The sequence below is a fragment of the Kitasatospora sp. NPDC023176 genome (genome assembly GCF_055560495.1).
Genome location: NZ_JBVHIP010000053.1, coordinates 11310 through 36447, shown reverse-complemented (window position 1 = coordinate 36447; position 25138 = coordinate 11310). Strand labels below are relative to the sequence as shown.

Sequence of the window (25138 nt, the reverse complement as noted above, 5' to 3'; positions counted from 1 at the left end):
GACATGCCCAAGGGTGTCCCCGAGAGCGTTCCCGACGACGGCCTGACCACCCGCCAGCGCCGTACCCAGCCGATCACCGCCGTGCACACCGGCCCCGGGAAGGGCAAGTCCACGGCCGCCTTCGGCATGGCGCTGCGGGCCTGGAACCAGGGCTGGTCGGTCGGGGTGTTCCAGTTCGTGAAGTCCGCCAAGTGGAAGGTCGGCGAGGAGAACGCGCTGCGCGTGCTCGGCGCCTCCGGCGAGGGCGGCACCGTCGACTGGCACAAGATGGGCTCCGGCTGGTCCTGGATCCAGCGCTCCGCCGAGCAGGAGATGACCAGCGAGGAGGCGGCCAAGGAGGGCTGGGAGCAGGTCAAGCGCGACCTCGCGGCCGAGACCTACCGCTTCTACGTGCTGGACGAGTTCACCTACCCGATGCACTGGGGGTGGATCGACCCGGAGGAGGTGGTGGCCGTGCTCAAGGACCGTCCGGGCAGCCAGCACGTCGTCATCACGGGCCGGTACGCGCCCGAGGCGCTGACCGAAGTCGCCGACCTGGTCACCGAGATGACCAAGGTCAAGCACCCCATGGACGCCGGCCGCAAGGGCCAGCGCGGCATCGAGTGGTGACCTCGTGAGCAGCAGCCCGGGGAGCGACGTCCCCCGCATCGTCGTCGCCGCGCCCTCCTCGGGCGCCGGCAAGACCACCGTCGCCACCGGCCTGATCGCGGCGCTCACCGCGCGCGGGCTGGTGGTGTCGCCGCACAAGGTCGGCCCCGACTACATCGACCCGGGCTACCACGCACTCGCCGCCGGGCGCCCGGGCCGCAACCTGGACGCCTTCATGTGCGGGCCGGAGCGGATCGCGCCGCTGTTCCTGCACGGCGCGGCGGGGGCGGACGTCGCGGTGGTCGAGGGCGTCATGGGCCTGTTCGACGGGGCCTCCGGGCGTGGGGAGTTGGCGTCCACCGCACACGTCGCCAAGCTGCTGCGGGCACCGGTGGTGCTGGTGGTGGACGGCAGTTCGCAGTCCCGCTCGGTGGCCGCGCTGGTGCACGGCTTCGCCTCCTGGGACCCGCAGGTGCGGCTCGCCGGGGTGATCCTCAACCGGGTCGCCTCCGACCGGCACGAGCAACTCCTGCGCGAGGCCCTGGAGGAGGGCTCCGGCGTGCCCGTCCTGGGCGCGCTGCGCCGCTCGGCGGCGGTGGCCACACCCTCCCGGCACCTCGGGCTGATCCCGGCGGTGGAGCGCTCGGCGGAGGCGCTGAAGGCCGTCGCGGACATGGGCTCCCTCGTCGCGGCTTCGGTCGATCTGGACGCCCTGCTGGAACTCGCCCGCACGGCACCCGGGTTGGACGCCGAGCCGTGGGACCCCTCGACGGAGGTGGCGCCGGTCGCCGGGCGGCCCCGGATCGCGGTGGCCGGTGGCGCCGCGTTCTCCTTCTCGTACGCCGAGAACGCCGAACTGCTCGGCGCGGCAGGCGCGGAGGTCGTCCCGTTCGACCCGCTGCACGCCTCGGCACTGCCGGAGGGAACCGCCGGGCTGGTCATCGGCGGCGGCTTCCCGGAGCTGTACGTACGGGAGTTGAGCGGGAACGCCGCGCTGCGCGACGCGATCGCCGCGTTCGCCGCCGCGGGTGGGCCGATCGCCGCCGAGTGCGCCGGACTGCTCTACCTGGGACGGGAGTTGGACGGCCTGCCGATGTGCGGCGCGCTCGACACCACCGCCCGGATGACCGAACGGCTCACCCTCGGCTACCGCGAGGCCGTCGCCCTGCACGACTCCCCGCTCGGCCCGGCCGGCACCCGGCTGCGCGGACACGAGTTCCACCGCACGGTCTGCGAACCCGGCGCCGGCGAACACCCCGCCTGGGGCTGGCGCCTGCCCACCGGGCCACGCACCGAGGGCTTCGCCGCCGGGAACGTGCACGCCTCCTACCTGCACCTGCACTGGGCCGGGGCACCGTCGCTGGCCACCTCGTTCGCGGGCGCCGCGGCGGCCTTTGATGCCGGGACGGGGCGCGGCGCTGATTCCTAGGATGCTCAGATGGATGTGATCGTTCTCAACGGCGGCTCCAGCTCCGGCAAGTCGAGCATCGCCCGGCGCCTCCAGGAACTGCTGCCGGAGCCCTGGCTGCACCTCGGCGCGGACACCATGGTGGACGCGCTGCCGCCGTGGCTGCTCGACGGCGGCGAGGGCATCGGCGGCCTGACCGACGGGGACGGCACGGTGGCGGTCGGGCCGGCCTTCGCCCGGCTGGACGCCGCCTGGACGGTCGGCGTGGCGGCGATGGCCCGGGCCGGGGCCCCGGTCCTGGTGGACGAGGTGTTCCTCGGCGGAGCCGGCTCGCAGCAGCGGTGGCGCGCGGCCCTGGAGGGACTGGACGTGCTCTGGGTCGGCGTGCGCTGCGACCCGGCGGTGGCCGCCGCCCGCGAGGCCGCCCGCGGCGACCGGGTCGCCGGGATGGCCGCCGCCCAGGCCTCGGCGGTGCACGAGGGCGTCGCCTACGACCTGGTCGTCGACAGCTCGCGCGCCTCGGCGGACGACTGCGCCGCGCTCGTCCTCGCGCGCGTCACGGCGCCGCGATGAGCCCCGCACGGCCGCCCTTCTGCGGTTGACTGTCCGACAGCACCCACCTTTCCCACGGAGGCACGCCCATGGCCAGGCAGCACGAGTACACCGCCGAGATCGAGTGGACCGGCAACCGGGGAACCGGCACCAGCGACTACCGCGCCTACGCCCGCGACGTCGAGGTGTCCGCCGAGGGTCTGCCGGGCATCCCCGGCTCAGCCGACCCCGCCTTCCGCGGCGACCCGGCCCGCTGGAACCCGGAGCAGCTGCTGCTGGTCGCGCTCTCCCAGTGCCACCTGCTCTCGTACCTGCACCAGTGCGCGGTGAACGGCGTGGTGGTCACCTCGTACGTCGACCGGCCGACGGGCACGATGACCGTGACCCCGGCGGGCGGGAGCTTCACCTCGGCGGTGCTGCGCCCGCGGGTCCAGGTCGCCGAGCCGGGGATGGTGGAGCCGGCCCTCGCCCTGCACGCGGCGGCGAACCGGGGCTGCTTCATCGCCAACTCGGTCGACTTCCCGGTGCGGCACGAGGCCGAGGTGACGGTCGCGCCGTAGCACCCGGCCGGTCAGAGGGTGAGGGTCTGCCAGCCCCGGGTGATCTGGTCGTGGACGGCCGCCGGGTCCGGCGCCGTCGGCTGGGCCGCCGCGAGCGCCGCCAGCAGGCCGGTGCCGTCCGCCGGGCGCTGGGCCGGGTCGACGGCCAGGGCGCGGCGGACCACGGCGGCGAGCGTCGGGTCGAGGGCCTCGACCGCCGCGAGTGCGGCCGGCTCGGGCCCGGTGTCGACGATCCGGCGGATCACCGCGCCCGTGTTGGTCGCCGCGAACGGGCTGACCCCGTACGCCGCGCACACCACGCAGCACGCCCAGGCCCACACGTCGGCCGCCGCGCCGACCCGCTCGTCGCCGAACTGCTCCGGCGCCATGTACGTCAGGGTGCCCGGCCCGCCGCCGGTGGCGGTCAGCCGGGTGCCGTCCACGATCGCCGCGATGCCGAAGTCCAGCAGGCGCGGACCGGCCGTGGTCAGCATGATGTTGGCGGGCTTGAGGTCCCGGTGGACCAGCCCGAGCCGGTGCACCCCCGACAGGGCCACGGCCAGCGCCAGCGCCAGGGCGCGCAGCGCCTCGGCGGAGCGGATCGGCCCCTGCTCGCGCAGGTGGGCGTCGAGCGGGCGGCCGTCCAGCAACTCCATGGCCAGGTAGGGGCGTCCGGCGTCCACACCGGTGTCGAGCACCCGGGCGGTGTAGGTACCCGGGACCATGGCGAGCACCTCGGACTCGCGCTGGAAGCGGCGCAACAGGTCGCCGTCGGCGAGGAGTTCGAGGTTGATGGTCTTCAGCGCGACCTGGGTGGCGGAGCCCTGGCGCTGGGCGAGGTAGACCGTGCCCATGCCGCCGGAGCCGATCCGGCCGAGGAGCTGGTAGCCGCCGATCGTCCGGGGCTCGTGGGCGCTGAGCGGGCTGCCGACCGGCGGGGCCGACACCACCGGCGGGGTGGGCTGGGCCGGCGGGGTGAACTGCGGCGGGACGTACGGGGGCTGCGGCGGGGCCGGCGGCGTCTGCGCGTACGGGTTCTGCGCGTACGGGTTCTGCGCGGCCGTGGGCGCGTACGGGTTCTGCCCGGCCGGCGCCGCCTGGAACGCCTGGGCCGCCGACGCCCCCGCCGCCGCCCCGCCGACCGCCCTGGGCTTGCGGCTCGCGAGCAGGGCGACGAGCTGGTACACCGATGCGGCGATGACCAGGCCGACCGGCAGCAGGAACGCGCCGAGCGCCGCACGGACCACGAGCAGACCGATGATCCGGGCCCGGGTCGGGCCGGACGACCACGCCTCGCTCGGCAGGCCGGCGGTCAGCAGGTTGCGCTGGGTCAGGTAGCAGAACAGCAGCCAGAGCAGCAGGCAGGTGACGAAGATGCCGATGTACCAGGCCCGCGCCACGCCGAGCGACATGGGCCTCGACGCGGCCACGTACCGCGCGTTGAGCTCGTCGAACGGCTGGCTCAGCACCCAGTGGACGTGGGAGGCGAAGAAACCGGCGGCCGTGTAGACGTACGCCGCCGCAGCACCCAGCGCGCCCACCGTCAGCTCGCCGACGGTCGCGCCGACGCCGCCCGGCGCGCCCGCGGTCGCGTCCGCACCCGTGGCCGCCAACGCCCGTCGGCGCGTCGCCGTTTGGGCGCGCACCAGCACCGGCAGGGTCGCCGACCGCACCAGCACGGTGGCGACGATCATGATCAGTACGGCCACGTCCAACGAGCTCAGCATGCTTCCCCCTGGCTGATCGAGCACACGGAGTATAGGGGGGAGCCCGTCAGGCGTCTGCCCCCGACAGGGCGGTGAGGTAGCGGTCGATCTCCCCGCCCGACTCCCTCGGCATCGGCAGGTGCCGGTGCCCGCTGCCCGCGGTCGCGTCGAACAGCCTGCCGTCGCACCGGCGGATCGGCCGGTGGGGGTCCGCCTCCGGGGCAGCGGAGCCGGCCCGGACCAGCAGGACGACGACGCCGACGAACCGGCCGGAACCGGCCGGAACCGGCCGCCCGGGCACCACCGACCCGGCGCGGGCGCTCGCCGCCGCCTGCCGGGCGTTCAGGGTGGGCGTGCCCGCGCTGGACTGAGCCCCGGCGTGTCGGTGCCGGGTGGGAGAGTGGGCGGCATGACTGACTCCGGGCGGGCCATCGCCGACTACTGGGACGCGGCCGCGTCGAGCTTCGACGAGGAGCCGGATCACGGGTTGCGGGCCGCGCCGACGCGGGAGGCGTGGGCGCGGCGGGTGCGGGGATGGTTGCCGGCCGAGCCGGTGGATGTGCTCGATGTCGGTTGCGGGACGGGCTCGTTGGCGGAGCTGGTGGCGGCGGGCGGGCACCGGGTGACGGGGGTGGACGTGGCGCCGCGGATGGTCGCGCGGGCCCGGGCGAAGCTGGCGGCGGCCGGGCTGGCGGGGCGGTTCCTGGTGGGGGACGCGGGGGCGCCGCCGGTGCGGGCGGGCGGCTTCGACGTGGTGCTGTCGCGTCATGTGGTCTGGACGCTGCCCGACCCGGAGCGGGCGTTGCGCGGCTGGGTGCGGCTGTTGCGGCCCGGCGGGCGGCTGGTGCTGATCGAGGGGCGGTGGCGCGAGGCGGGCGAGCCGTGGGCACCGTACGTCGCCGGGGCGGAGCACCTGCCCTGGGGCGGCGGTGTGGGCGCGGACGAACTCGCCGCGGCGGTGAGCCCGTTGGTAACGGACCTGCGCGTCGAGCCGCTCGACGGGGACGCGGCACTGTGGGGCGGCCCGGTGCACGACGAGCGCTATGCGCTGGTCGCCGAGCGGTGAGCCGGGCCGCGAGGGGGCGCTACGAACCGCTGCCGAAGGTCCCGCCGAGCGGGTAGCCGCGGAAGCAGGCGGCGCAGCGGAGGCGGGTGTAGATCGCCACGGTGCCCATGCAGACGTCCTCGCGGCCGTCCAGCGGGGAGAGGGAGCGGGCGGGCCTGCCGCAGTCCAGGCAGCGGCGGTGGGGGCGGGCGGTGGTCGAGCAGGCGCGGCAGACCAGGTAGGTCGGGTGCTCGGCGTGGACGACGACGGGCTGCGGTCCGCCGTGGAGCAGGTGGTCGCACCAGGTGCAGGACTCGTCCTCCTGCGAGGCGAGCATCCGTTCCCTTGTCTCGCGCTGCCACGGGGCGGCGTTCTGCAGCGGCACCGTGACCGGCGGGCCCCACCCGGCGGCGGCGAGCCACTGGGCGCCCTCCGCCCCGGCGGCCCGCAACTGGTCGTCGACGGCGATCTCCCTGGGGGTCTTGTGCTTCATCGGGCCACTCCTCCGGTGCGTCGTCCCGATGGGTTAACGCGGCCGGGAGGTAGTGGTCACGCGAACGACCCCGTCGTCAGCCGAGCGGTTCGGTGTCGCCGTGGGCGACGAGGAGTTTGCGCAGCAGGGTGTCGAGTTGGGCGCGCTCGTCGGCGTCGAGGGCGGTGAGGATGTGCTCCTCGTTGCGGATGTGGCCGGGCAGGGCGGCGTCGATGAGTTCCTTGCCGGCCGGGGTGAGGCGGACGAGGACGGCGCGGCGGTCGGTCGGGCAGGGGTTGCGTTCGACCAGGCCCTTGGCGGAGAGCTTGTCGACGCGGTTGGTGATGGCGCCGGAGGTGACCATGGCGGACTTGAGCAGGGCGCGGGCGTTGAGTTCGTAGGGTTCGCCGGAGCGGCGGAGGGTGGCCAGGACGTCGAACTCGGAGGAGTCCAGACCGCAGGTGAGGAAGTACTCGCGCAGGGCGTTGTCGACCCGGGCGTTGAGCCGCCGCAGCCGGCCGATCAGGGCCATGGCCTCCAGCGGCAGGTCGGGGCGGTTCCTGGCCCACTGCTCGGCGATGTCGTCGACGGTGTCGCGCTGCTGCATGGCCGGTCATCTCCCTCGTGGCTCGTGGCGGCCGTCCACCGGCCGCCGGTCGCAGATATCTTAACATTCACATACTTGACGTTCGCCGATCTCGGGCGTAGAAATATCTCAACGTTCAGATAGTCAACGTTGAGGGGATCGGGATCACCATGGACCGCAAGCGCGCAGGAATCGCCGTCACCGCCGCACTCGCCCCGGCCGCCTGGGGCACCACCTACCTGGTCACCACCCAGCTGCTGCCCGAAGGCCGCCCACTGCTGCTCGCCGCACTGCGGGCGCTGCCCGCCGGACTGCTCCTGCTGCTGATCGGGCGCAAGCTGCCCAAGGGGCGCTGGTGGGGGCGCGCGGCGGTGCTCGGGATGCTCAACATCGGGCTGTTCTTCCCGCTCACCTTCGTCGGCGCCTACCGCCTGCCCGGCGGCGTCGCGGCCACCATCGGGGCGATCCAGCCCCTGCTGGTCGCCGGGTTCTCGATCGGCGTGCTCCGGGTCCGGCCCGGGCGCCGGGCCCTGCTCGCCGGACTGGCCGGGGTCGCCGGAGTCGCGCTGCTGGTGCTCAAGAGCGGCGCGACGCTGGACGGCGTCGGGATCGCCGCGATGGTCACCGCGATCGGGCTGATGGCCATGGGCACCGTCCTCACCCGCCGCTGGGGCCGCCCCGAGGGCGCCACCATGGTCGACCTCACGGCCTGGCAGCTGCTCGCCGGCTCGGTGTTCCTGGTCCCGCTCGCGGCGCTGGTCGAGGGCGCGCCGCCGGCCCTGAGCGCCTCCAACCTGGCGGGCTTCGCCTACCTCGGACTGCTCAGCACCGCACTCGGGTACGTGCTGTGGTTCCGTGGCATCGAGCGGCTCGGCGCCGGGCCGGCCTCGTTCCTGGGACTGATCAACCCGGTGGTGGCCACGGTCGGCGGCCTGGTCGTGCTCGGCCAGACCCTCACCGCGTGGCAGGTGCTGGGACTGCTGCTGGCACTCGGCGCCATGCTGGTCGGCCAAGCCCCGGCCCGACGGGCCGCCCCGGTGGCCGACCCGGCACCCGCGGCCCAGGCGCCCGTGCCCCAGCCGGTGACCGCCCACTGACGACCCTCCGCGACTGCCCCGCCCGGCCACCGACCGGACGGGGCAGCGGCACGGGCGCGACGGGCGGAGCCGCGCCGTACGGCTCAGCCGGTGGCGCGGATGTAGATGTCGGCGGCGCCCGGCAGGCCGCCCGGGATGGTGGCGACGTAGATCCGGCGGGCGCTGGGAGCGTGGCCGGGGACGGCCGACGGGGTCGCGGTGGGCGTCCAGGTCGGGGTCGGGGTCGGAGTCGGGCTGGCGCTCGGGCCGGGCCCGCCGCCCTCGGCCACGCTCGCGGCGCCCCCCGCCCCGCCCTCCACGGTCGGCTCCCCGGCCCCGTCGTCGGCGTCCGGGTCGGCATCGCTCGGGGTCGGTTCCGCGGCGATGGCCACCGGCGCGGAGGTGGCCGCGGCCCCTGCTTCGCCGGCCTCCGAGGCGGAGGCGGACGCCGAGGCCGTCGTCCCGGGCCCGGCCGCCCCTTCCGGCAGCTCGGGGGCCTCGGCCGGCTCGTCGCCCCCGAGGGCGGCGGCGAGGTCCGGCGGCAGCGGGGCGGCGGGTCCGGGCTCGGGGAGGTCGTAGGTGTGCAGGAAGTCGCCGAGGCCGGGCTCCCTGCCGCCGCCGAGCCGGTAGTGGAGGTAGGCGACGGGCGCGCCGTCGGAGGTGCGGGTGTAGACGGCGCCGACCGGGACGTAGTAGCGGCCGGCGCCGGGGTGCTGGGAGGGGTGGAGGCCGGCCAGGCGTTCGGCGCGGTCGCGGTCGGTCTCCCGGCCGACCCGGCCGACGGTGAGCGCGTTGACGCCGCGCACCACCAGGGCCGCGCCGGCGGACACGCACAGCACCAGTCCGACGGCGACGGTGCGCCGCAGGACGGGTCGGCCGTGCAGGGCCGGCCAGGAGTCGGTGACCATCCGCTCGGGTGGAATGCCGTCCACGGTTCGCTCGCTCCCCCGCTTCGATCAGGACGTCCGGCCGGCACGTTCGGCCGGGACGTCACACTCTGCTCGACGTGGGACGCTAGCGGAGAGTTCCTCAGCCCAGGTAGGCGGGGGCGACGGCGGCCTTGGTGACCGGCCGCGCGGCGCCGGAGCCGTCCGCCGGGACGGCCCACAGGTCGGCGCCGTAGTCCCCGGGGAGGGCGTAGAGCAGCGTCCCGTCGTCGGACCACAGCGCCTGGTCGTCGATGTTGCGCTGCTCGGCGGTGGCGGTCTCCGTCCCGGTCGCCAGGTCGAGGACGTACAGCCGCCAGGGGGCGTCCGGCGACAGGCCGGGGACGCGCTTCTTGTACGCGATGCGGGTGCCGTCGGGGGAGAGCGAGGGGCACTCGACGTTGTCGTGGACGGTGGTGAGAGTGCGGGCGGCGAGGTCGCCGCGGACCAGGTGGGTCTGCCCGGAGGTGGCGAGGGTGGCGTAGAAGGTGGTGTCGTCGGCGAAGGTGACGCCCCAGATGTTGATGTCGTGCGCCTGGTACGGGTGGCCGTCCTTGATGACGGCGAAGTCCTCCAGGTTCTCCCGCAGGTTCCAGTCCCGGACGTCCACGATCGAGCTGCGGGTGGAGAAGTCGCTGCCCGCGTAGGAGTCGCCGCTGACGAAGACCGTCCAGGCGGCGAGGTGTCCGGAGGGGGAGACCCGGGCGCGGGTGGGGATGCCGGCGGCGGGGAAGGAACGCCGTTCGCGCAGGTGGTCGTCCAGGACGACGGCGCGGTAGGTGTCGTCCAGCGCGCCGTGCTGGGCCTGGAGGCAGATGCCGGTGCCGGCGGCGGCGTGGAAGCGCAGGCACTGGGTGCCGGAGGCGGTGCGCGGGCCGTCGGGGTGGTCGGCGGGGACAGTGGTGATCTCGTCCCGGTGCGGGCCCCAGGCCATGTTGCGGAACAGCAACTGACGGCCCTTCGAGGGCACTTGGAGCGAGACCGGGCCGGGTTCGACGGCCGGCCCGCCCGCCTGGGGGCGGTCGCGCTCGGCGGTGCGGTCGGCGGCGTAGAGGACGGCGCCGGTGCCGACCGCGCCGAGCACCAGGACGGCGAGCAGCAGCACGATCACCCGGCTGCGGTTGTTCTGCAGGTTCACGGACTCTCCAGGCTCTCCGGGTTCACGGTCTCTCCTCGACGGCAGCGGGCCCCACGGCAGCGGGCCCCACGGCGGCGGGCTCCGGGGCGGCGGGCTCCGGGGCGCGCAGCACCACCGCCGCGCCGGCCACGCACAGCGCCAGCGCCCCCGCCGACCAGGCCAGCGCGCCCGGGCCGCCGACCGCGCTCCACAGCGCGCCGAACAGCAGCGAGCAGGCGAACCGGGCCAGCGCCTGCCCGGTGCCGACCAGGGCGAGCCCGGCGCCGCGCTGCTCGGCGGGTACCGCGTCGGCCGCCGCGGCGGCGAGCACGCCGTCGGTGGCGGCGTAGAAGGTGCCGTGCAGCAGCAGCACGCAGATCACCGCGGGCAGTCCGCGCAGCGGCGAGAGCAGCAGCCCGTACGCGAGCAGCAGGACGCCGTGTCCGAGCAGGAAGAGCCGGCGCCGTCCGATCCGGTCGGCGAGCGAGCCGAGCGGGACGGCGAGCAGCAGGAAGGCGGCGGCGGTGCCGAGCGGCAGCAGCGGGAACAGGTTGACGGACAGGCCGAGCCGGCGCTGGATCAGCAGGTAGAGGAAGGAGTCGCTGACGGTGGTGAGCCCGAGCAGCACGGCGCACAGGGTGAGCCGGCGCAGTCCGGGCAGGCGCAGCAGGGTGAGGCTGCTGCGCAGTGTGGGCACGGTGGTCGACGGTTCGTCACCGGTCTGCCGGTTGGGCACGAACAGCAGCAGGATCAGCACGCCCAGCGCGGCGACGCAGGCGCTGACGGTGAACACCGCGTCGTAGCCGTGCCGTTCGCCGCCGTCGGCGAGCAGCGGGCCGCCGGCCAGCCGCAGCACCAGGAAAGCGGTGAGCGGGCCGAGCAGGGCGCCGGCCGTGTCCATCGCCCGGTGCACGCCGAACGCCCGTCCGCGGTGGGCGGGTTCGGTGGCCAGCGAGATCATGGCGTCCCGGGGCGCGGTGCGCAGGCCCTTGCCGGTGCGGTCGGCGGCGATGACGGCGCCGATCAGCGGCACGGTGTGGACGAACAGCAGCAGCGGCCGGCACAGCGCGGAGAGCCCGTAGCCGATGGCCGCGACGCTCTTGTGCCGGGCGGCCCCGTCGCGGCCGCGGCGGTCGGCGAGGTGGCCGCCGGCGAGCCGGACCAGGGCGCTGAAGCCGTTCTGGATGCCGTCGAGCAGGCCGAAGCCGAGCGGGGAGAGGCCGAGTCCGGTGAGCAGGTAGAGCGGCAGCACGGCGTTGACCATCTCGGAGGAGATGTCGGTGACCATGCTGACGGCGCCGAGGGCGAGGACCGCCCCCGGCACTGAGCGCAGGGCGGCGCCCCGCCGCACCTGGCCGGTGGCCGGTGCGACGGGGGCCTTCGAGCTGCGGGAGTCCGCGACGTACACGGGCGTCAGTTCCAGATGCCGGTGATGTCGGAGGCGTTGGCGGAGTTGCCGGCGTGGGCGTTGACGCCGGCCAGGTCCTCCAGGGTGTGCAGCACGTCGTAGTGGTTGTAGGTGGTGGCGGTGGAGCTGCCGGGGGCGACGTGGGCACCGTAGACGAGGGTCGGGATGCGGTTGCCGGCGAGCCGGTTGTCCTCGTCGAAGGTCACCACCAGCAGGCTGTTGTTGCTCTTGGCCCACTGCGCGTACGCGTCGAGGTTGTTCTTCAGCCAGGAGTCGCCGGTGCCGACCGAACAGTCGTGCATGTCGTCGCAGAGGTCGGGGACGACGAAGGAGACCTTGGGCAGGGTGGTGAAGTCGGTCGGGAAGGCGTCCATGCCGTAGGCGCTGGAGGTGGGCACGTTGCCGAAGCCGAACCACGGGTTGTGCTTCTGGGCGTAGCTGCCGCTGCTGCAGTCGGTGGCGCCGGCGGAGGGCAGGCCCTCGTTGTAGCTGGCCCAGGTCTGGTTGGCGGCGAGCAGTTCGGAGGCCAGGTTGGGCTGCTGGAGCGCGCCGACGTCCACGCAGCTGTCGTCCGTGACGCCCTGGGCGCTGCCGGAGAACAGCATGTAGTAGTTGGGCTGGCTGGGGTGGGTGAGCGCGTAGGACTGGGTCAGCGTCGCGCCGCCGACGGCCAGCGTGCCGTTGATGTACGGCGCCTTGGAGCTGCCGATGACCTGCGAGTACGCGTGGTTCTCCAGCATGACGACGATGACGTGGTCGGGGCTGGGCAGGCCGGCCGCGGTGTCGGCGGCCGCGCTGCCGCCCGCGGCCCACAGGCCGAGCGAGCCGGCGACCAGGCCGAGGCCGGTGGCGAGGGCGGTGATCGGGCGGAGCCTGCGGCGACGGGCGGGGCGCGGACCGGCGGCGGGGGTGGGGGTGCCGGGGGTGCGGAGTCGTGCGAAGGCCATGGGGTCCTCCGTGGGTCGGGGCTTCCCGGGCGGGAGCGCCGAGAACAGTAGGATCGCGGCGTGTCGTGTACCGCACAAGAGAAGTGAAGAACAGAAGAACAGCTGCGAGGCGGTGTCCGTACGGAGCAACCGCGGCCGGCGGCGGACGTCACACGCGCCGCGATTGACCCGTTTCGGCCTTGCGTGGTGGGATCACGGGGCCCCGCGCGCGCGGGGCCGGAAGCGGCAAGGAGTACGGGAACGTGATCGGACTGGTCGCCATCTACGGGCCGGGCCGCCCGCTGGCCGACGAACTGAACGCCCTCTGGCCGGAGAGCACCCACGTCTACCGGGCCTCGCGCGGCAACTGCTTCCAGGGCCCGGAGGCGATGCACTTCGCGCTCCACCAGCACCGCCAGGTGATCGCCGTCGGCTCGCTCGCCGCCGTCGTCGGACTGCTGGGCGACGGCCGGGTCGAGGTCCCGCGCGGGGCCGAGGTGCTCTGCGTGGACCCGGGCCGGCGCTGGGTGATCCCGCTGACCCACACCGACTCGGCCGAGGAACTGGCCGGGGAGGTGGCGGCCGCCCTCGGGGTCACCCCGGTACTCACCGGCCCGCTGCCGAGCCCCGAGGCCCCGCTCGACGTGCTGACCCCGTACGCCACGCGCCTCTACCGCCCCGGCGCACGCGAGGTCGACCGGGCCGCGGCGGAGGGTCGGCCGGTCCGGCTGGTCGGTGAGGTGCCGTACCCGCTGCCCGCGCTCCCCCCCAACATCCGGCCGGACGCGCCCGAGGACGCCCCCGCACTGCGGATCACCGACCAGGAGGACCCGGACGGCAGCGACCTCCTGGTCGTCCCGCGCACCCTGGTGGTCGGCATCGGCGCGCGCAGTGGCGCCGAATCGGCCGACGCCATGCGGCTGTTGATGGACGTGCTCAAGGAGACCGGCTACCTGCGCTCGGCCATCGCCCGGATCGCCACGCTGGCGGGCAGGGCGGACCACCCGGCGGTGCGCTGGGCCGCGCGCTGCCTGAACGTGCCGGTGGACGAGCACCCGGCGGAGGAACTGGCCCGGCTGGCGGTGCCGAACCCGTCCGAGGCCGTCGGCACGGCGGTCGGCACCGCCAGCGTCGCCGAGGCGGCGGCGCTGGCCAGTACGAACGGCGGTCGACTCGTCGTCGCCAAGCGGAAGTCGGCGACGGCCACGGTGGCGATCGCCAGGACCGCGGTGCGTGGACGACTGGCGCTGATCGGCCTCGGGCCGGGGGCGCACGACCTGCTGGTACCGCGCGCACTGGCCGAACTGCGCCGCGCCTCGGCGGTGGTGGGCCGGCCGGAGGCCGTCGAGGCGGTGGCCGCGCTGCTCCGGCCGGGGACCCGGCAGATCGCGGTGCCGGCGCCCGGCACCCTACGGAACACCCGCGGCGAGGCGCTGGACTGGGCCGGAGTGGCGACGGACCACGCCGGACAGCTCGTCGACCACACCGGGGCGGCCGTCACCCTGGCCGCCCACGGGCACGCCGTCGCCCTGGTCGCCCTCGGCGACGGCACGGACCTCGCCGTGCCGCCCGGCCCGTACGACGTCCACCGGGTGCCCGGCCTGCCCGGCGAACCCGCCCGGGCAGGCGAGCCCGCTCTGCCCGGCGAACCCGCTCGGACGGGCGAGCCCGCTTGCACAGTCGAGCCCGCTCTGCCCGGCGATGGAGCACCGGCATGACCACCCACGAACCCGACCTGCGCCACCACGGCGACGCCGAGGTGCGGGCCGACGGGCGCGAGCTGGTCGACCTCGCCGTCAACGTCCGCACCGGCACTCCCCCGGTCTGGCTGCGCGAGCACCTCGCCGCCACCCTCGGCACCCTCGCCGCCTACCCCGACCAGGGCGCCGCCCGCGCCGCGGTGGCCGCCCGGCACGGGCGCCCGGTCGAGGAGGTGCTGCTCACCTCGGGGGCGGCCGAGGCTTTCGTCCTGCTCGCCCGCGTCCTGACGGCACGTCACATCATCATGGTGCACCCCCAGTTCACCGAGCCGGAGGCCGCGCTGCGGGACGCCGGACACCGGGTGCACCGGGTGCTGCTCGCCCCCGAGGACGGCTTCCGCCTCGGCTCCGTCCCCGAGGAAGCGGACCTGGTCGTCCTCGGCAACCCGACCAACCCGACATCCGTCCTGCACCCCGCCGAGGCCGTCGCCGCGCTCGCCCGGCCCGGTCGCACCCTGGTGGTGGACGAGGCGTTCATGGACACCGTGCCCGGCGAACGGGAGTCCCTCGCCGCCGCCCGCGGCCTGCCCGGACAGGTCGTCGTCCTGCGCAGCCTCACCAAGACCTGGGGCCTGGCCGGGCTCCGGATCGGCTACGCCCTCGGACCGGCGCCACTGATCGCCGCCCTCGGCGCCGCCCAGCCGCTCTGGCCGGTCTCCACCCCGGCGCTGGCCGCCGCCGAGGCCTGCAGCGGCCCGTCGGCACTGGCCGAGGCGGACCGGGCCGCCGCCGAACTCGCCCTGTGGCGCGCCTACTTGCTGAAGGGCCTGACCGCCTTCCCGACGCTGCGGGTGTACGGGGCGCCGGCTGCCTCCTTCGTCCTGGTCCGACTGCCGGGCGCGGCGGCGGTCCGCGAGCGGCTGCGCGAGCACGGCTTCGCCGTCCGGCGCGGGGACACCTTCCCCGGCCTCGGCGAGGACTGGCTTCGGATCGCCGTCCGGGACGAGGGGACCACCGACCGCTTCCTCAACGCGCTGGAGACGGTGCTCAGTTCAGCCTGACCGCGTCGCCGGCCCGGATCCTCCCCGGCGCCAGCACCTGGGCGTACACCCCCGCGCAGGGCAGCGCCGGCATGCCCTCCAGCGGGACCAGCCGGTTGCGTTCGGCCGGTCCGCGCAGCGCCTCCGTCCGACGGGGCAGCGGGCCGTGCCGCAGGGTGGGGACGGCGCAGCGCGGGGTGGGTGCCACGATGCGCAGCCGCAGGGCCTCCCCGACGGTCACCTCCCGCCCCACCCAGGCGTTCTCGACGAATCCCTCGCCCTCGGTGCGGATCACCAGGTTCGGCCGGTAGCGCTCCGCCTCGGCGCCGACGGCGAGCAGCGTGGAGCTGGTGATCAGGTGCAGCGGGGCGAAGTCGAAGAACCCGCCCTCCGCCGCGGCCCGCCCCAACTCATTGACCGTCACCGGGACTTCCGCCTCGATCCCGCGCGCCAGCACCTCCTCCGGCACGGCCCGCTCGACCGTCGCACCGGGCGGGCGCTCGGCGATCAGGGCCAGCGTGCGGCCGAAGGCCTCGGACAGCTCCGCCTCGCCCGCGGCGCGCCCGTCCGGCCCGGTGACGGCCACCCGGCCGTCCGCCGCGGTCGTCGCCGAGTAGGCGAGCAGTCCGGCCCACCGATGGGGGTTCTTGGCGCTGGCCACCCGCCCGGTCTCCACGTCCAGCAGGGCGCGCTCGCGGTCCCCCGCCAGGCCCCGCGTGGACACCTCCGCCGCCGAAAGCTCCTCCCCCAGGAGCGACTTGACCGGATACCGGTGCAACCGCTCGACCCTGCCGATCAGCACTCCGACTCCTCCTCCGCCCACTCCCGCAGCGCCGCGAAGTGCAGCTCCCGCAGTCCCGCCCGAGGGTCCACCCAGAGCGGCAGCGCCTCGGCCGGGTGGTGCGCCGCGATCCACTCGATGTCCTGCGGCCCGAGCTCGTCGTCCAGCCAGACGAACGGCCGCCCGTCCGCCCAGGCGACCAGATCCCTGGTCTTCCAGTGCAGCCCGTCCGGGTCCTCGCCGAACAGGTTCGTCCAGCGGATGTACGGGAGTTCGGGCAGCCCGATGCGCGGGCCGATCAGGGTGTTCGCCTCGTCCATCCAGGTGGTGGCCCACACCAGTTCGTACGGCAGCGCCAGCAACTCCGGCCCGTGCGCCGGGTTCAGCCACACCCGCAGCGGCTCGACCTCCTCCCGCGGCCGGGGAGCGTGCCGCGCCACCCAGGACTCGGGCAGCAGCCGGTGGGTGCCGTAGCCGTCGGGGCAGGCGGTGTCCGGTGCGGCGTAGGGGTTGAGCGGTCCGTCCACGTCGATCAGGAGCAGCGGCCGGCCGGTCATGCGGCGGCCGCCCACTCCCGCAGCGCCGCGAAGTCCCTGGCGAGCATGCCCTTGCGGGGGTTGACGTGCAGGGTGAGCGCCGGGCCCGGGTGGTGGGCGGCGATCCACTCGGCGTCCTGCGACCCGAGTTCGTCGTCCACCCAGACGAACGGCCGCCCGTCCGCCCAGGCCACCACGTCCCTGGTCTTCCAGTGCAGCCCGTCCGGATCCTCGCCGAAGAGGTCCGTCCAGGCGATGTACGGGAGTTCGGGCAGCCCGAGATTGGGGCCGATCAGGGCGTTCGCCTCGTCCATCCAGGTGGTGGCCCACACCAGTTCGTACGGCAGCGCCAGCAACTCCGGCCCGTGCGCCGGGTTCAGCCACACCCGCAGCGGCTTCGCCTCGCCGTCGGTGCGCCGGGCCTGCCGCTCGGCCCACCAGCTGGGCATCAGGTCATGGGTGCGGTAGCCGTCCGGCCGCCGGAGCCTCGGCGCGGCGAAGGGGTTGAGGGGTCCGTCCACGTCGAGAAGGAGCAGCGGCTGTCGGGTCATGCCGTGAATTGTCCGGCTGACGACCGGGATTGACCAGCCATTTGCCCCAGGGCAGAAAGCCCGCAGGCCCTCCCCCGGGTGGGGGAGGGCCTGCCGGGTGCACCTACCTCGGGGCGGATCAGACCTGGCCGGCCTTCTCCAGGGCCTCGCAGCAGGTGTTGATCAGCAGGCGGGTGACGACGTAGGGGTCGATGTTGGCGTTCGGGCGGCGGTCCTCGATGTAGCCCTTCTGCTCCACCTCGACCTGCCACGGGATGCGGACCGACGCGCCGCGGTTGGAGACGCCGTAGCTGTAGACGTTCCACGGGGCGGTCTCGTGCTTGCCGGTCAGGCGGGACTCGATGTCGGCGCCGTACTGGGTGACGTGCTCCAGTACCTTCTCCTGGGAGGCGCCGAGCGACTCGCAGGCGGTGATGATGGCGTCGTAGCCCTCGCGCATGGCCTTGGTGGAGAAGTTGGTGTGGGCGCCCGCGCCGTTCCAGTCGCCACGGGCCGGCTTGGCGTCCAGGGTGGCGTCGATGCCGAACTCCTCGGCGGTGCGGTAGAGCAGGTAGCGGGCGATCCACAGGTCGTCCGAGACGGTCAGGGAGTCGACCGGGCCGATCTGGAACTCCCACTGGCCGGGCATGACCTCGGCGTTGATGCCGCAGATGGCCAGGCCGGCGTCGATGCAGCGGTCCAGGTGCAGCTCGACGATCTCGCGGCCGAAGACCTCCTCGGCGCCGACGCCGCAGTAGTAGCCGCCCTGCGGGGCCGGGAAGCCGCCCTCCGGGAAGCCGAGCGGGCGGGAGCCCTTGAAGAAGGTGTACTCCTGCTCGATGCCGAAGATCGACTCCTGGGAGGCGAACTTCTCGTGCACCTCACGGAGCAGCGCGCGGGTGTTGGACTCGTGCGGGGTGCCGTCCGTCTCCAGGACCTCGCAGAGGACCAGGATGTTGTCGCCGCCGCGGATCGGGTCCTTGACGACCTTCACCGGGTCCAGCACGCGGTCCGAGGCGTGGCCCTCGGCCTGGTTGGTCGAGGAACCGTCGAAGCCCCAGGTCGGGATCTTGTCGGCGTTGGGCAGGACCCGAGTCTTGGAACGGAGCTTCGCGGTCGGCTTGGTGCCGTCGATCCAGATGTACTCGGCCTTGATTGCCACGGCTTGTCCCTCGCGTTACTGGGTGGTGGGTGCCCGCGTAGCGTCGCAAGCCGCCGTTTCCCGGTTGTTCCTCTCATGTAACGCGCATGTGAACCAACCGTCCGCGTTGGCACGGTCACGGTGCGGGAGTGCCGGGCGCGGCACTCCCGCCCCGCGGAGTGACCGGTCGCGGAGTAACCAGCCGCGCAGTGGCCGGTCGCGGAGTAACCAGCCGCGCAGTGGCCGGTCGTGGAGGCCGGTCGCGGAGTGACCAGCCGCGGAGTGACTAGCCGCGGCGGGCGTGCGCGGCGCGGCGGCGCCGGGTGGCCCACAGGGCGGCCGCGCCGCCCGCGACCAGGGCGGCCGCGCCGGCGGCCAGCGGGCCGGTGGCGCTGCTGCCGCCGGTGCTGGCGAGCCGCTCCGGCTTCTCCACCGCGGCCTGCGGCACCGCGGCGCGCGAGGTGCTGGTGTCGGCGACCGGCTGGGCGGCGGGGGCACTGGTGGGCGCGGAGGTCGGGGTGTCGGTGGCGGCGGGGCCGGTGGGCTTCTCGCAGCTCACCGAGGCGACGGTGATCTTTCCGGTGACCTTGGCGACGTTCAGGTTCAGCGGGTTCACCTCCACCTGCACCTCCAGGGCCGAGGCGGCGGCGGTGGTCGTGGTGGTGGCCTTCTTCGAGAACTCCACCGACACGCTGCCGACCAGCGGCACGTCCACCTTGGTCGGGCCGTACAGCCCGACGGTGACGGGCTTGCCCAGCACGGTCAGCTTGGCGGGCGCGACCACGTCCGCGGTCGGCTGCCCGTCGACCGGGCAGGTGGCCTCGGCGCTCATCGCCTCCAGCCCGAGCAGCGCGGTGGCGGGCAGCCCGGGGGCGTGCACATCGGCGTTGACCAGCTTGACGGAGGCTGCGGCGCCCTTGGCGTCGACCCGGGTGACGGACTTGCCGATGTCGGCCTTGACCAGCTCGACCGGTCCGGCCTGGTCGACGCCCGCCACCTTGGCGGTGAGCACGGAACCTCCCCCGGCCTCCGGCTGGGGGGACCCCAAGCGCTGCGCCGACGACTCCGCCTTGTTGAGCGCGATGTCCACCGGGACGTCCACCGCCTTGTTCAACAGGCTGACATCCAGGGCGAGTTCGGCGGTGACGGCGCGCGCCTTGCCCGGAGACGGGGCTGCCGAGGGGGCGGCCTGGACGGGCCCGGCGGTGAGCGCGGTGCTCGCCACCACGACGGCGACAGCGGAAACGATTCGGCGAGACGGGCCGGACGGGCCGGACAGGCGGGACGGGCGGGACAGGCCGGACGAGCCGGACGGGCCGGTCAGCCGGGACGAACAGGACGGACGGGACAGGCGAGAAGACAAGGCGGTACCCCCACGCAGATGAAACGATGAGCCGCCAGTCTTCTCGAACGATCCGTGACAAGAGCAACACGGAACGTCATTTCACCCGTAGGAGTGAGATTGACGTTCCGCGCTGACCTCGATCTGCTACGGGGACAAGTCCGTTACGGCAGCCGCCAGTCCACCGGCTGCGCCCCCTGCCGCACCAGCAGCTCGTTCGCCCGGCTGAACGGCCGCGACCCGAAGAACCCGCTGCTCGCCGAGTACGGACTCGGGTGCGCCGACTCGATCGCCGGAACGTCCCCCAGCAGCGGCCGCAGGTTGCGGGCGTCACGCCCCCACAGGATCGCCACCAGCGGACCACCACGCGCCACCAGCGCCCGGATCGCCTGCTCGGTGACCTCCTCCCAGCCCTTGCCCCGGTGCGCGGCGGGCTTGCGCGGCGCGGTGGTCAGGGCCCGGTTGAGCAGCAGCACGCCCTGCTCGGTCCACGGCGTGAGGTCCCCGTTGGAGGGCTGCGGCAGACCGAGGTCGGTGCCGTACTCCTGGAAGATGTTGATCAGGCTCGCCGGGATCGGCCGCACCTCGGGCCCGACCGAGAAGCTCAGCCCGACGGCGTGGCCGGGGGTGGGGTACGGGTCCTGCCCGACGATCAGCACCCGCACGTCGGCGAGGGGCTGTTGGAAGGCCCGCAGCACGTTCGGGCCGGAGGGCAGGTAGGTGCGGCCGGCGGCCAGTTCGGCGCGCAGGAAGTCGCCCATGGCGGCGACCTGCCCGGCGACGGGTTCCAGGGCGGTGGCCCAGCCGGGCTCGACGATCTCGTTCAGTGGACGCGGTGCCATGGGCGTCACCCTATCGGCCCATGCCGACAGAGCGTCACCGTCGATGAGCACCGCGAACGCCCACCCGCCGACCGCCGCCGCAGCGGCCCCCGCTCACCCCACCGGCCGCCCCCGGAGCACCACCAGCAGCGGGTCCGCGAGCACCCGGACGTCCGCCCGAGGGTCCTCCCGGTACACCACGAAGTCGGCCGGCGCGCCCTCCGCCAGCCCCGGCCGCCCGAGCCACTCGCGGGCGCCCCAACTCGCCGCCGACAGCGCCTCGGCCGGGCTCAGCCCCGCCTTCACCAGCTCCGCCACCTCGTCCGCGACCAGCCCGTGCGCGAGCGAGCCGCCCGCGTCCGTGCCGACGAACACCGGGATGCCCGCGTCGTGCGCGGCGCCGACGGTGTCGTAGCGGCGCTCGTGCAGCCGTCGCATGTGCGCCGCCCAGGCCGGGAACTTGGCCTCCCCGCCGGACGCCAGCTCCGGGAAGGTGGCGATGTTGACCAGTGTCGGGACGATGGCCACCCCGCGCTCGGCGAAGGCCGGGATCAGCTCCTCGGTCAGTCCGGTGGCGTGCTCGACGCAGTCGATCCCGGCGGCCAGCAGGTCCGGCAGCGACTCGGCCGCGAAGCAGTGCGCGGTGACCCGCGCGCCCTCCTCGTGCGCCGCCGCGATCGCCTCGGCCAGCGCGTCGCCGGGCCAGCAGGCGGTGAGGTCGCCGCGCTCGCGGTCGATCCAGTCGCCGACCAGCTTCACCCAGCCGTCGCCGCGCCGGGCCTCGGCCCGGACGTACGCGGCGAGGTCGCCGGGCTCGATCTCGTGGGCGTAGTTGCGGATGTAGCGGCGGGTCCGGGCGATGTGCCGGCCGGCCCGGATGATCCGGGGCAGGTCCTCGCGCTCGTCGATCCAGCGGGTGTCGGCGGCCGAGCCGGCGTCGCGGATCAGCAGGGTGCCGGCGTCACGGTCGGTGATCGCCTGCTTCTCGCTGGTCGCGGCGTCCACGGCGCCGTGGGCGTCCAGGCCGACGTGGCAGTGTGCGTCCACCAGGCCGGGCAGCACCCAGCCGGTGACCGTCCGGACGTCCCCGGCCGTCGGCGGGCGGGTGAAGCTCACCCGGCCGTCCACCACCCAGAGTTCGTCCCGGACCTCCTCCGGACCGACCAGCACCCGACCCCGGACGTGCAGCACCGCGCCATCACTCATGGCCGCACTCTACCGACGGGCGGGTTCCGTGTAAGCGGCGAGAATGCGGCAGACTCGTTGCCGCACCCACCACCCGCCCCGCGAAAGGCAGTGCCGCTGTGAGCGAGCGAAGCGAGCGAACCATCAGAAGGTGCGCACGCGCGCACGCCCCCGCCGAGCGCGGCGAGGCGGGCGCATGAGCCCCTTCCTCGACCTCCCCCCGCTGAGCGCCGCCGGGTTCGCGGCGATCGAGGACCAGGTGGCCGCGCTGCTGCACACCGGCGCCGACGTCATCGTCACCCAGGGTGAGGCCCTGCTCCCGCTGGAGGCCGCAATCCGCGGCGCCGCGCACCCCGGCTCCACCGCCCTCAACATCGTCACCGGCCCGTACGGGCAGACCTTCGGCAACTGGCTGCGCTCCTGCGGGGCGACGGTCGTCGACCTCGCGGCGCCCTTCGACAGCGCGGTCGGCGCCGAGCAGGTCGCCGAGGCCCTCGACCGCCACCCGGAGATCGACTTCGTCTCCCTGGTGCACGCCGAGGCCGCCACCGGCAACACCAACCCGGTCGCCGAGATCGCCGCCGTGGTGCGCGAGCACGGCGCCCTGCTGATGCTCGACGCGGTCGCCTCGGTCGCCGCCGAGCCGCTGCTCACCGACGAATGGGGCATCGACCTGTGCGTGATCGGCGGCCAGAAGGCGATGGGCGGTCCGGCCGGGGTCTCCGCCGTCTCCGTCTCGGAGCGCGCCTGGGAGCGGATCGCCGCCAACCCGGCCGCCCCGCGCCGCTCCTACCTCTCCCTGCTGGACTGGAAGGAGCGCTGGACGGACGCCGGTCGCACCGTACTCCCGCACGCCCCGGCCCAGTTGGAGATGCTCGCGCTCGGCGCCTGCCTGGACCGGATCGCCGCCGACGGCCTGCCCACCGTGATCGCCCGCCACCGCGCCGCCTCCGCCGCCACCCGGGCCGGCGCCCGGGCGCTCGGCACGCTCAGCCCGTACGTCCACCAGGACGCCCACGCGGCCCCGGTCGCCACCACCCTGCGCACCGCGGTCGGCCTGCACGCCGCCGAGCTCGCCGCCGCTCTCGACCCGGCACTGCCGGTCCAGGCCGGCGGCGGGGCGCTGGCCGCGGAGATGCTGCGGGTCAACCACTACGGCCGGGCGGCCTCGCTGGACACCGTCCGCGCCTGCCTGACCGCCCTCGCCGAGGCGACGAAGGCCGACGCCGCCCCCGCGCTGGCCGCCGCCGAGGCCGCCTGGGCGGCGACCGTCGGAGCGTAGTCCGACGGCCCGCGCCCCGCCGAGCCACCGGCCGGCGGGGCGAAGCGCCGCCCCGGTGCTCCGGAAAAACGGAAGCAACGCCCCATAACGCCCTTGCGGAGCACCCTCGGGCACTCCGCGTGCAACCTTTCTCCACACTCACGACATCAAACGTGATGTGGAATCACATCGCCCTCCCATACGGACGTCCGCCGACGATGCGGACCCCCGCCCGGCCCGTGGCAAGCCGCTCCGGCTGGCCCGCTTCGGTGCGACCTTCCTCGGTGTGAGCGTCCTGTCCGGTGTACTGCTGGCGGGCCTCGTCCTGCCGGTCGCCGGCGGCGTCGGGCTGACCGCCAAGGCCACGGCGGAGAGCTTCGAGGACATTCCCGGCGACTTCAAGACCCCGCCGCTCACCCAGGCCACCCAGATCTTCGACGCCAAGGGCGGCCTGATCGCGAAGGTCTACGAGCGCGACCGCACCGTCATCACGGCGGACCAGATGTCGCCGTTCATGCGCCAGGCCCAGGTGGACATCGAGGACGCCCGGTTCTACGAGCACGGCGCCGTCGACCTCAAGGGCATCGTGCGCGCGCTCGGCAAGAACGCGGAGACCGGCACCGCCGCCCAGGGCGCCTCCACCCTGACCCAGCAGTACGTGAAGAACGTGAACGTGGAGAAGGCCGGCGACGACAAGGACGCGGTCAAGGAGGCGCAGCGCAAGACCCTGGGCCGCAAGATCCAGGAACTCAAGATCGCGATCAAGCTGGAGGAGGACCTGCCCAAGGACCAGATCCTCACCAACTACCTCAACATCACCTACTACGGGAACGGCGCCTACGGCGTGGAGGCCGCGTCCCAGCGCTACTTCAGCAAGAGCAACAAGGACCTGACCGTCGCCGAGGCCGCCACGCTGGCCGGCCTGGTCCAGAACCCGACCCAGTACGACCCCAAGCTGCATCCGGTGGCCGCCCAGAAGCGCCGGGACACCGTCATCGACAAGATGCTGGAGAACAAGCACATCACCGCCGACCAGGCGAAGGAGGCGAAGGCCGCCCCGCTGGGTCTGAAGTACAAGGACCCGCAGAACGGCTGCATCACCGCCAAGGCCGGCATGGGCTTCTTCTGCGACTACGTCCGCCACGTCGTCAAGCAGGACCCGGCCTTCGGCAAGAGCAGCGAGGACCGCAAGAGCTTCTGGGACCAGGGCGGCCTGAACATCTACACCACCCTCGACCCGGACAAGCAGGCCGCCGCCCAGAACGCGGTGAACAGCAACGTGAGGGTCACCGACTCCGTCTCCGCCGCCGCGAGCATGGTCGAGCCCGGCACCGGCAAGATCCTGGCGATGGCCCAGACCCGCCCCTACGGCCTGGACACGGCCAAGAACCAGACCGTCGTCAACCTCAACGTCGACCTGGCGATGGGCGGCGGCACCGGCTTCCAGCCCGGCTCCACGTTCAAGCCGATCGTGGCGGCGGCGGCCCTGGAGGCGGGCCTGCCGACGACCCAGGAGTACTCGGCGCCGAACAAGCTGGAGTACCCGACCATGAAGACCTGCGAGGGGACCTGGCGCAACGACGGCCGGCCCAAGACGGTGGTGCCCAACGAGTCCCCGAACGAGAAGGGCCCTTACCAGCTCAAGGGGGCCATGGCGCACTCCATCAACACCTACTTCGTGCAGATGGAGCAGGAGATCGGCCTCTGCGCGGTCAAGCAGATGGTCAACAAGTTCGGCATCACGTCCAAGGCCAGCGGCAAGCCCCTGGAGGAAGTCCCCTCGATGGCCCTGGGCGTCGAGGAGATGAGCCCGCTGACCATGGCGAACGTCTACGCGACCTTCGCCGCCGAGGGCAACCACTGCGACCTCGTCGCCATCAACAAGATCACCACCGTGGCCGGCAAGGACGTGCCCGTCCCGGCCGGCCACTGCGACAAGGTGTTCTCGGACGACACGGCGCAGGCGATCAACACCATCCTGAACGGCGTGACCGTGGACGGCACCGGCTCCGATCTCAACCTGGAGGGCAACCGGCAGATCGCCGGCAAGACCGGCACCTCGGACCACAAGAAGGCCGCCTGGTTCAGCGGCTACACCCCGCAACTCGCCACCTCCGTCTGGCTGGGCGGCCCGGCGGGCGGCGTCGAGATGCGCGACATCCGCATCAACGGGACCCACTTCGACGAGGTGTTCGGCGCCACCGGCCCCGGCCCGATCTGGCGGGACGCCATGAACCAGGCCCTGCGCGGCACGCCCAAGCAGTCCCTGCCGATGGCCGACATCCCCGACCCGGCCCCCAAGCCCAACCCGAACAGCACCGCGACCGGCACCGCGACCGGCACCGGGAACGGCACCAACCCGCCGGCCAACGCGCCCTCCGACCAGCAGCGCTGACCAGATGGCTCCGCCCCGTCGAGCCGGTGCTCGACGGGGCGGAGTGCCGGGTGCGGA

General features: G+C 74.1%; 25 protein-coding genes. 10 read left to right on the top strand and 15 right to left on the bottom strand.

All coding sequences use genetic code 11. The annotated features are described in order from the left end of the window. The first annotated feature begins 3 nt into the window (after window positions 1-3). The 4 genes from cobO (at window position 4) to ACZ3YL_RS39335 (ending at window position 3108) form a co-directional block, all read left to right on the top strand. Complete coding sequence (cobO, locus tag ACZ3YL_RS39350; RefSeq protein WP_465662394.1) at window positions 4-609, top strand: cob(I)yrinic acid a,c-diamide adenosyltransferase; 606 nt, start codon at window positions 4-6, stop codon at window positions 607-609. A 4-nt stretch (window positions 610-613) separates the two neighbouring features. Next, window positions 614-2017: a cobyrinate a,c-diamide synthase gene (locus ACZ3YL_RS39345; protein WP_465662392.1), complete on the top strand. Its 1404-nt coding sequence runs from the start codon at window positions 614-616 to the stop codon at window positions 2015-2017. 9 nt (window positions 2018-2026) lie between these two features. Continuing rightward, window positions 2027-2569, top strand: a complete 543-nt coding sequence (locus ACZ3YL_RS39340) for a phosphotransferase-like protein (protein ID WP_188306187.1) — start codon at window positions 2027-2029, stop codon at window positions 2567-2569. Between the two features lie 68 nt (window positions 2570-2637). Continuing rightward, window positions 2638-3108: an OsmC family protein gene (locus ACZ3YL_RS39335; RefSeq protein WP_188306188.1), complete on the top strand. Its 471-nt coding sequence runs from the start codon at window positions 2638-2640 to the stop codon at window positions 3106-3108. Window positions 3109-3119: 11 nt separating this feature from the next. Here the strand turns inward: ACZ3YL_RS39335 and ACZ3YL_RS39330 are convergent, their stop codons facing one another. After that, window positions 3120-4814 (bottom strand): serine/threonine-protein kinase, encoded by a 1695-nt coding sequence (locus tag ACZ3YL_RS39330; protein WP_465662390.1) that lies wholly within the window; start codon window positions 4812-4814, stop codon window positions 3120-3122. 46 nt (window positions 4815-4860) lie between these two features. Next, complete coding sequence (locus ACZ3YL_RS39325) at window positions 4861-5094, bottom strand: hypothetical protein (protein WP_465662388.1); 234 nt, start codon at window positions 5092-5094, stop codon at window positions 4861-4863. A 108-nt stretch (window positions 5095-5202) separates the two neighbouring features. Here ACZ3YL_RS39325 and ACZ3YL_RS39320 point away from each other — a divergent pair, with 108 nt between their 5' ends. Continuing rightward, window positions 5203-5859 (top strand): class I SAM-dependent methyltransferase, encoded by a 657-nt coding sequence (locus tag ACZ3YL_RS39320; RefSeq protein WP_465662386.1) that lies wholly within the window; start codon window positions 5203-5205, stop codon window positions 5857-5859. 19 nt (window positions 5860-5878) lie between these two features. Here ACZ3YL_RS39320 and ACZ3YL_RS39315 read toward each other — a convergent pair whose 3' ends face one another. After that, a complete protein-coding gene (locus tag ACZ3YL_RS39315) occupies window positions 5879-6331 on the bottom strand; it encodes a hypothetical protein (RefSeq protein WP_465662384.1) in 453 nt (150 codons plus the stop codon). 76 nt (window positions 6332-6407) lie between these two features. Further along, window positions 6408-6917 (bottom strand): MarR family winged helix-turn-helix transcriptional regulator, encoded by a 510-nt coding sequence (locus tag ACZ3YL_RS39310; RefSeq protein WP_188306193.1) that lies wholly within the window; start codon window positions 6915-6917, stop codon window positions 6408-6410. A gap of 149 nt (window positions 6918-7066) precedes the next feature. Between ACZ3YL_RS39310 and ACZ3YL_RS39305 the strand changes: the two genes are divergently transcribed. Further along, window positions 7067-7993: an EamA family transporter gene (locus tag ACZ3YL_RS39305; protein WP_465662382.1), complete on the top strand. Its 927-nt coding sequence runs from the start codon at window positions 7067-7069 to the stop codon at window positions 7991-7993. Window positions 7994-8076: 83 nt separating this feature from the next. Here the strand turns inward: ACZ3YL_RS39305 and ACZ3YL_RS39300 are convergent, their stop codons facing one another. The 4 genes from ACZ3YL_RS39300 to ACZ3YL_RS39285 all read right to left on the bottom strand — a co-directional run bounded on the left by ACZ3YL_RS39300 (window position 8077) and on the right by ACZ3YL_RS39285 (window position 12370). Further along, the gene (locus ACZ3YL_RS39300; RefSeq protein WP_465662380.1) at window positions 8077-8904 is read right to left on the bottom strand and encodes a hypothetical protein; all 828 of its coding nucleotides are present in this window, start codon (window positions 8902-8904) and stop codon (window positions 8077-8079) included. 97 nt (window positions 8905-9001) lie between these two features. Continuing rightward, the gene (locus ACZ3YL_RS39295) at window positions 9002-10036 is read right to left on the bottom strand and encodes a TolB-like translocation protein (protein ID WP_317621364.1); all 1035 of its coding nucleotides are present in this window, start codon (window positions 10034-10036) and stop codon (window positions 9002-9004) included. A 22-nt stretch (window positions 10037-10058) separates the two neighbouring features. Further along, window positions 10059-11423 carry an MFS transporter gene (locus ACZ3YL_RS39290; protein ID WP_465662378.1) on the bottom strand — a complete coding sequence of 455 codons (1365 nt, stop codon included), beginning with the start codon at window positions 11421-11423 and terminating at the stop codon, window positions 10059-10061. Window positions 11424-11428: 5 nt separating this feature from the next. Beyond that, entirely contained in the window at window positions 11429-12370 is a 942-nt protein-coding gene (locus ACZ3YL_RS39285; protein WP_465662376.1) for an alkaline phosphatase family protein, read from the bottom strand. A gap of 242 nt (window positions 12371-12612) precedes the next feature. Between ACZ3YL_RS39285 and ACZ3YL_RS39280 the strand changes: the two genes are divergently transcribed. Both ACZ3YL_RS39280 and cobC read left to right on the top strand, forming a co-directional pair. Beyond that, entirely contained in the window at window positions 12613-14067 is a 1455-nt protein-coding gene (locus tag ACZ3YL_RS39280) for a cobalamin biosynthesis protein (protein ID WP_465662374.1), read from the top strand. After that, on the top strand, window positions 14064-15110 hold the full coding sequence (gene cobC / locus ACZ3YL_RS39275) for an Rv2231c family pyridoxal phosphate-dependent protein CobC (RefSeq protein WP_465662372.1): 1047 nt from the start codon (window positions 14064-14066) through the stop codon (window positions 15108-15110). The genes ACZ3YL_RS39280 and cobC overlap by 4 nt, the downstream gene beginning before the upstream one ends. On the opposite strand, the gene ACZ3YL_RS39270 is transcribed toward cobC, so the two are convergent. From ACZ3YL_RS39270 to ACZ3YL_RS39240, 7 genes are all read right to left on the bottom strand, one after another. Next, entirely contained in the window at window positions 15097-15891 is a 795-nt protein-coding gene (locus ACZ3YL_RS39270) for an MOSC domain-containing protein (RefSeq protein WP_465662370.1), read from the bottom strand. The genes cobC and ACZ3YL_RS39270 overlap by 14 nt on opposite strands. After that, window positions 15885-16427: a hypothetical protein gene (locus ACZ3YL_RS39265; RefSeq protein WP_465662369.1), complete on the bottom strand. Its 543-nt coding sequence runs from the start codon at window positions 16425-16427 to the stop codon at window positions 15885-15887. The genes ACZ3YL_RS39270 and ACZ3YL_RS39265 overlap by 7 nt, the downstream gene beginning before the upstream one ends. After that, window positions 16424-16957: a hypothetical protein gene (locus tag ACZ3YL_RS39260; RefSeq protein ID WP_465662368.1), complete on the bottom strand. Its 534-nt coding sequence runs from the start codon at window positions 16955-16957 to the stop codon at window positions 16424-16426. The genes ACZ3YL_RS39265 and ACZ3YL_RS39260 overlap by 4 nt, the downstream gene beginning before the upstream one ends. Before the next feature lie 118 nt (window positions 16958-17075). Next, the gene (gene glnII / locus ACZ3YL_RS39255) at window positions 17076-18098 is read right to left on the bottom strand and encodes a glutamine synthetase (RefSeq protein ID WP_188306523.1); all 1023 of its coding nucleotides are present in this window, start codon (window positions 18096-18098) and stop codon (window positions 17076-17078) included. Between the two features lie 265 nt (window positions 18099-18363). Next, complete coding sequence (locus ACZ3YL_RS39250) at window positions 18364-19305, bottom strand: SCO1860 family LAETG-anchored protein (RefSeq protein ID WP_465662367.1); 942 nt, start codon at window positions 19303-19305, stop codon at window positions 18364-18366. 278 nt (window positions 19306-19583) lie between these two features. Continuing rightward, on the bottom strand, window positions 19584-20261 hold the full coding sequence (locus ACZ3YL_RS39245) for a uracil-DNA glycosylase (protein ID WP_188307620.1): 678 nt from the start codon (window positions 20259-20261) through the stop codon (window positions 19584-19586). 93 nt (window positions 20262-20354) lie between these two features. Beyond that, complete coding sequence (locus ACZ3YL_RS39240; RefSeq protein ID WP_188307619.1) at window positions 20355-21446, bottom strand: amidohydrolase family protein; 1092 nt, start codon at window positions 21444-21446, stop codon at window positions 20355-20357. Window positions 21447-21621: 175 nt separating this feature from the next. Between ACZ3YL_RS39240 and ACZ3YL_RS39235 the strand changes: the two genes are divergently transcribed. Next, window positions 21622-22707: a pyridoxal-phosphate-dependent aminotransferase family protein gene (locus ACZ3YL_RS39235; protein WP_465662365.1), complete on the top strand. Its 1086-nt coding sequence runs from the start codon at window positions 21622-21624 to the stop codon at window positions 22705-22707. A 265-nt stretch (window positions 22708-22972) separates the two neighbouring features. Continuing rightward, on the top strand, window positions 22973-25081 hold the full coding sequence (locus ACZ3YL_RS39230; RefSeq protein ID WP_317621032.1) for a transglycosylase domain-containing protein: 2109 nt from the start codon (window positions 22973-22975) through the stop codon (window positions 25079-25081). Window positions 25082-25138 lie beyond the last annotated feature (57 nt).

Excerpts from the sequence above, each read along its gene's own strand:
- cobO (WP_465662394.1), top strand. The coding sequence starts at position 4 with ATGCCCAAGGGTGTCCCCGAGAGCGTTCCCGACGACGGCCTGACCACC.
- ACZ3YL_RS39340 (WP_188306187.1), top strand. The coding sequence starts at position 2,027 with ATGGATGTGATCGTTCTCAACGGCGGCTCCAGCTCCGGCAAGTCGAGC.
- ACZ3YL_RS39335 (WP_188306188.1), top strand. The coding sequence starts at position 2,638 with ATGGCCAGGCAGCACGAGTACACCGCCGAGATCGAGTGGACCGGCAAC.
- ACZ3YL_RS39330 (WP_465662390.1), bottom strand. The coding sequence starts at position 4,814 with ATGCTGAGCTCGTTGGACGTGGCCGTACTGATCATGATCGTCGCCACC.
- ACZ3YL_RS39320 (WP_465662386.1), top strand. The coding sequence starts at position 5,203 with ATGACTGACTCCGGGCGGGCCATCGCCGACTACTGGGACGCGGCCGCG.
- ACZ3YL_RS39315 (WP_465662384.1), bottom strand. The coding sequence starts at position 6,331 with ATGAAGCACAAGACCCCCAGGGAGATCGCCGTCGACGACCAGTTGCGG.
- ACZ3YL_RS39310 (WP_188306193.1), bottom strand. The coding sequence starts at position 6,917 with ATGCAGCAGCGCGACACCGTCGACGACATCGCCGAGCAGTGGGCCAGG.
- ACZ3YL_RS39305 (WP_465662382.1), top strand. The coding sequence starts at position 7,067 with ATGGACCGCAAGCGCGCAGGAATCGCCGTCACCGCCGCACTCGCCCCG.
- ACZ3YL_RS39285 (WP_465662376.1), bottom strand. The coding sequence starts at position 12,370 with ATGGCCTTCGCACGACTCCGCACCCCCGGCACCCCCACCCCCGCCGCC.
- cobC (WP_465662372.1), top strand. The coding sequence starts at position 14,064 with ATGACCACCCACGAACCCGACCTGCGCCACCACGGCGACGCCGAGGTG.
- ACZ3YL_RS39265 (WP_465662369.1), bottom strand. The coding sequence starts at position 16,427 with ATGACCGGCCGGCCGCTGCTCCTGATCGACGTGGACGGACCGCTCAAC.
- ACZ3YL_RS39260 (WP_465662368.1), bottom strand. The coding sequence starts at position 16,957 with ATGACCCGACAGCCGCTGCTCCTTCTCGACGTGGACGGACCCCTCAAC.
- ACZ3YL_RS39245 (WP_188307620.1), bottom strand. The coding sequence starts at position 20,261 with ATGGCACCGCGTCCACTGAACGAGATCGTCGAGCCCGGCTGGGCCACC.
- ACZ3YL_RS39240 (WP_188307619.1), bottom strand. The coding sequence starts at position 21,446 with ATGAGTGATGGCGCGGTGCTGCACGTCCGGGGTCGGGTGCTGGTCGGT.
- ACZ3YL_RS39235 (WP_465662365.1), top strand. The coding sequence starts at position 21,622 with ATGAGCCCCTTCCTCGACCTCCCCCCGCTGAGCGCCGCCGGGTTCGCG.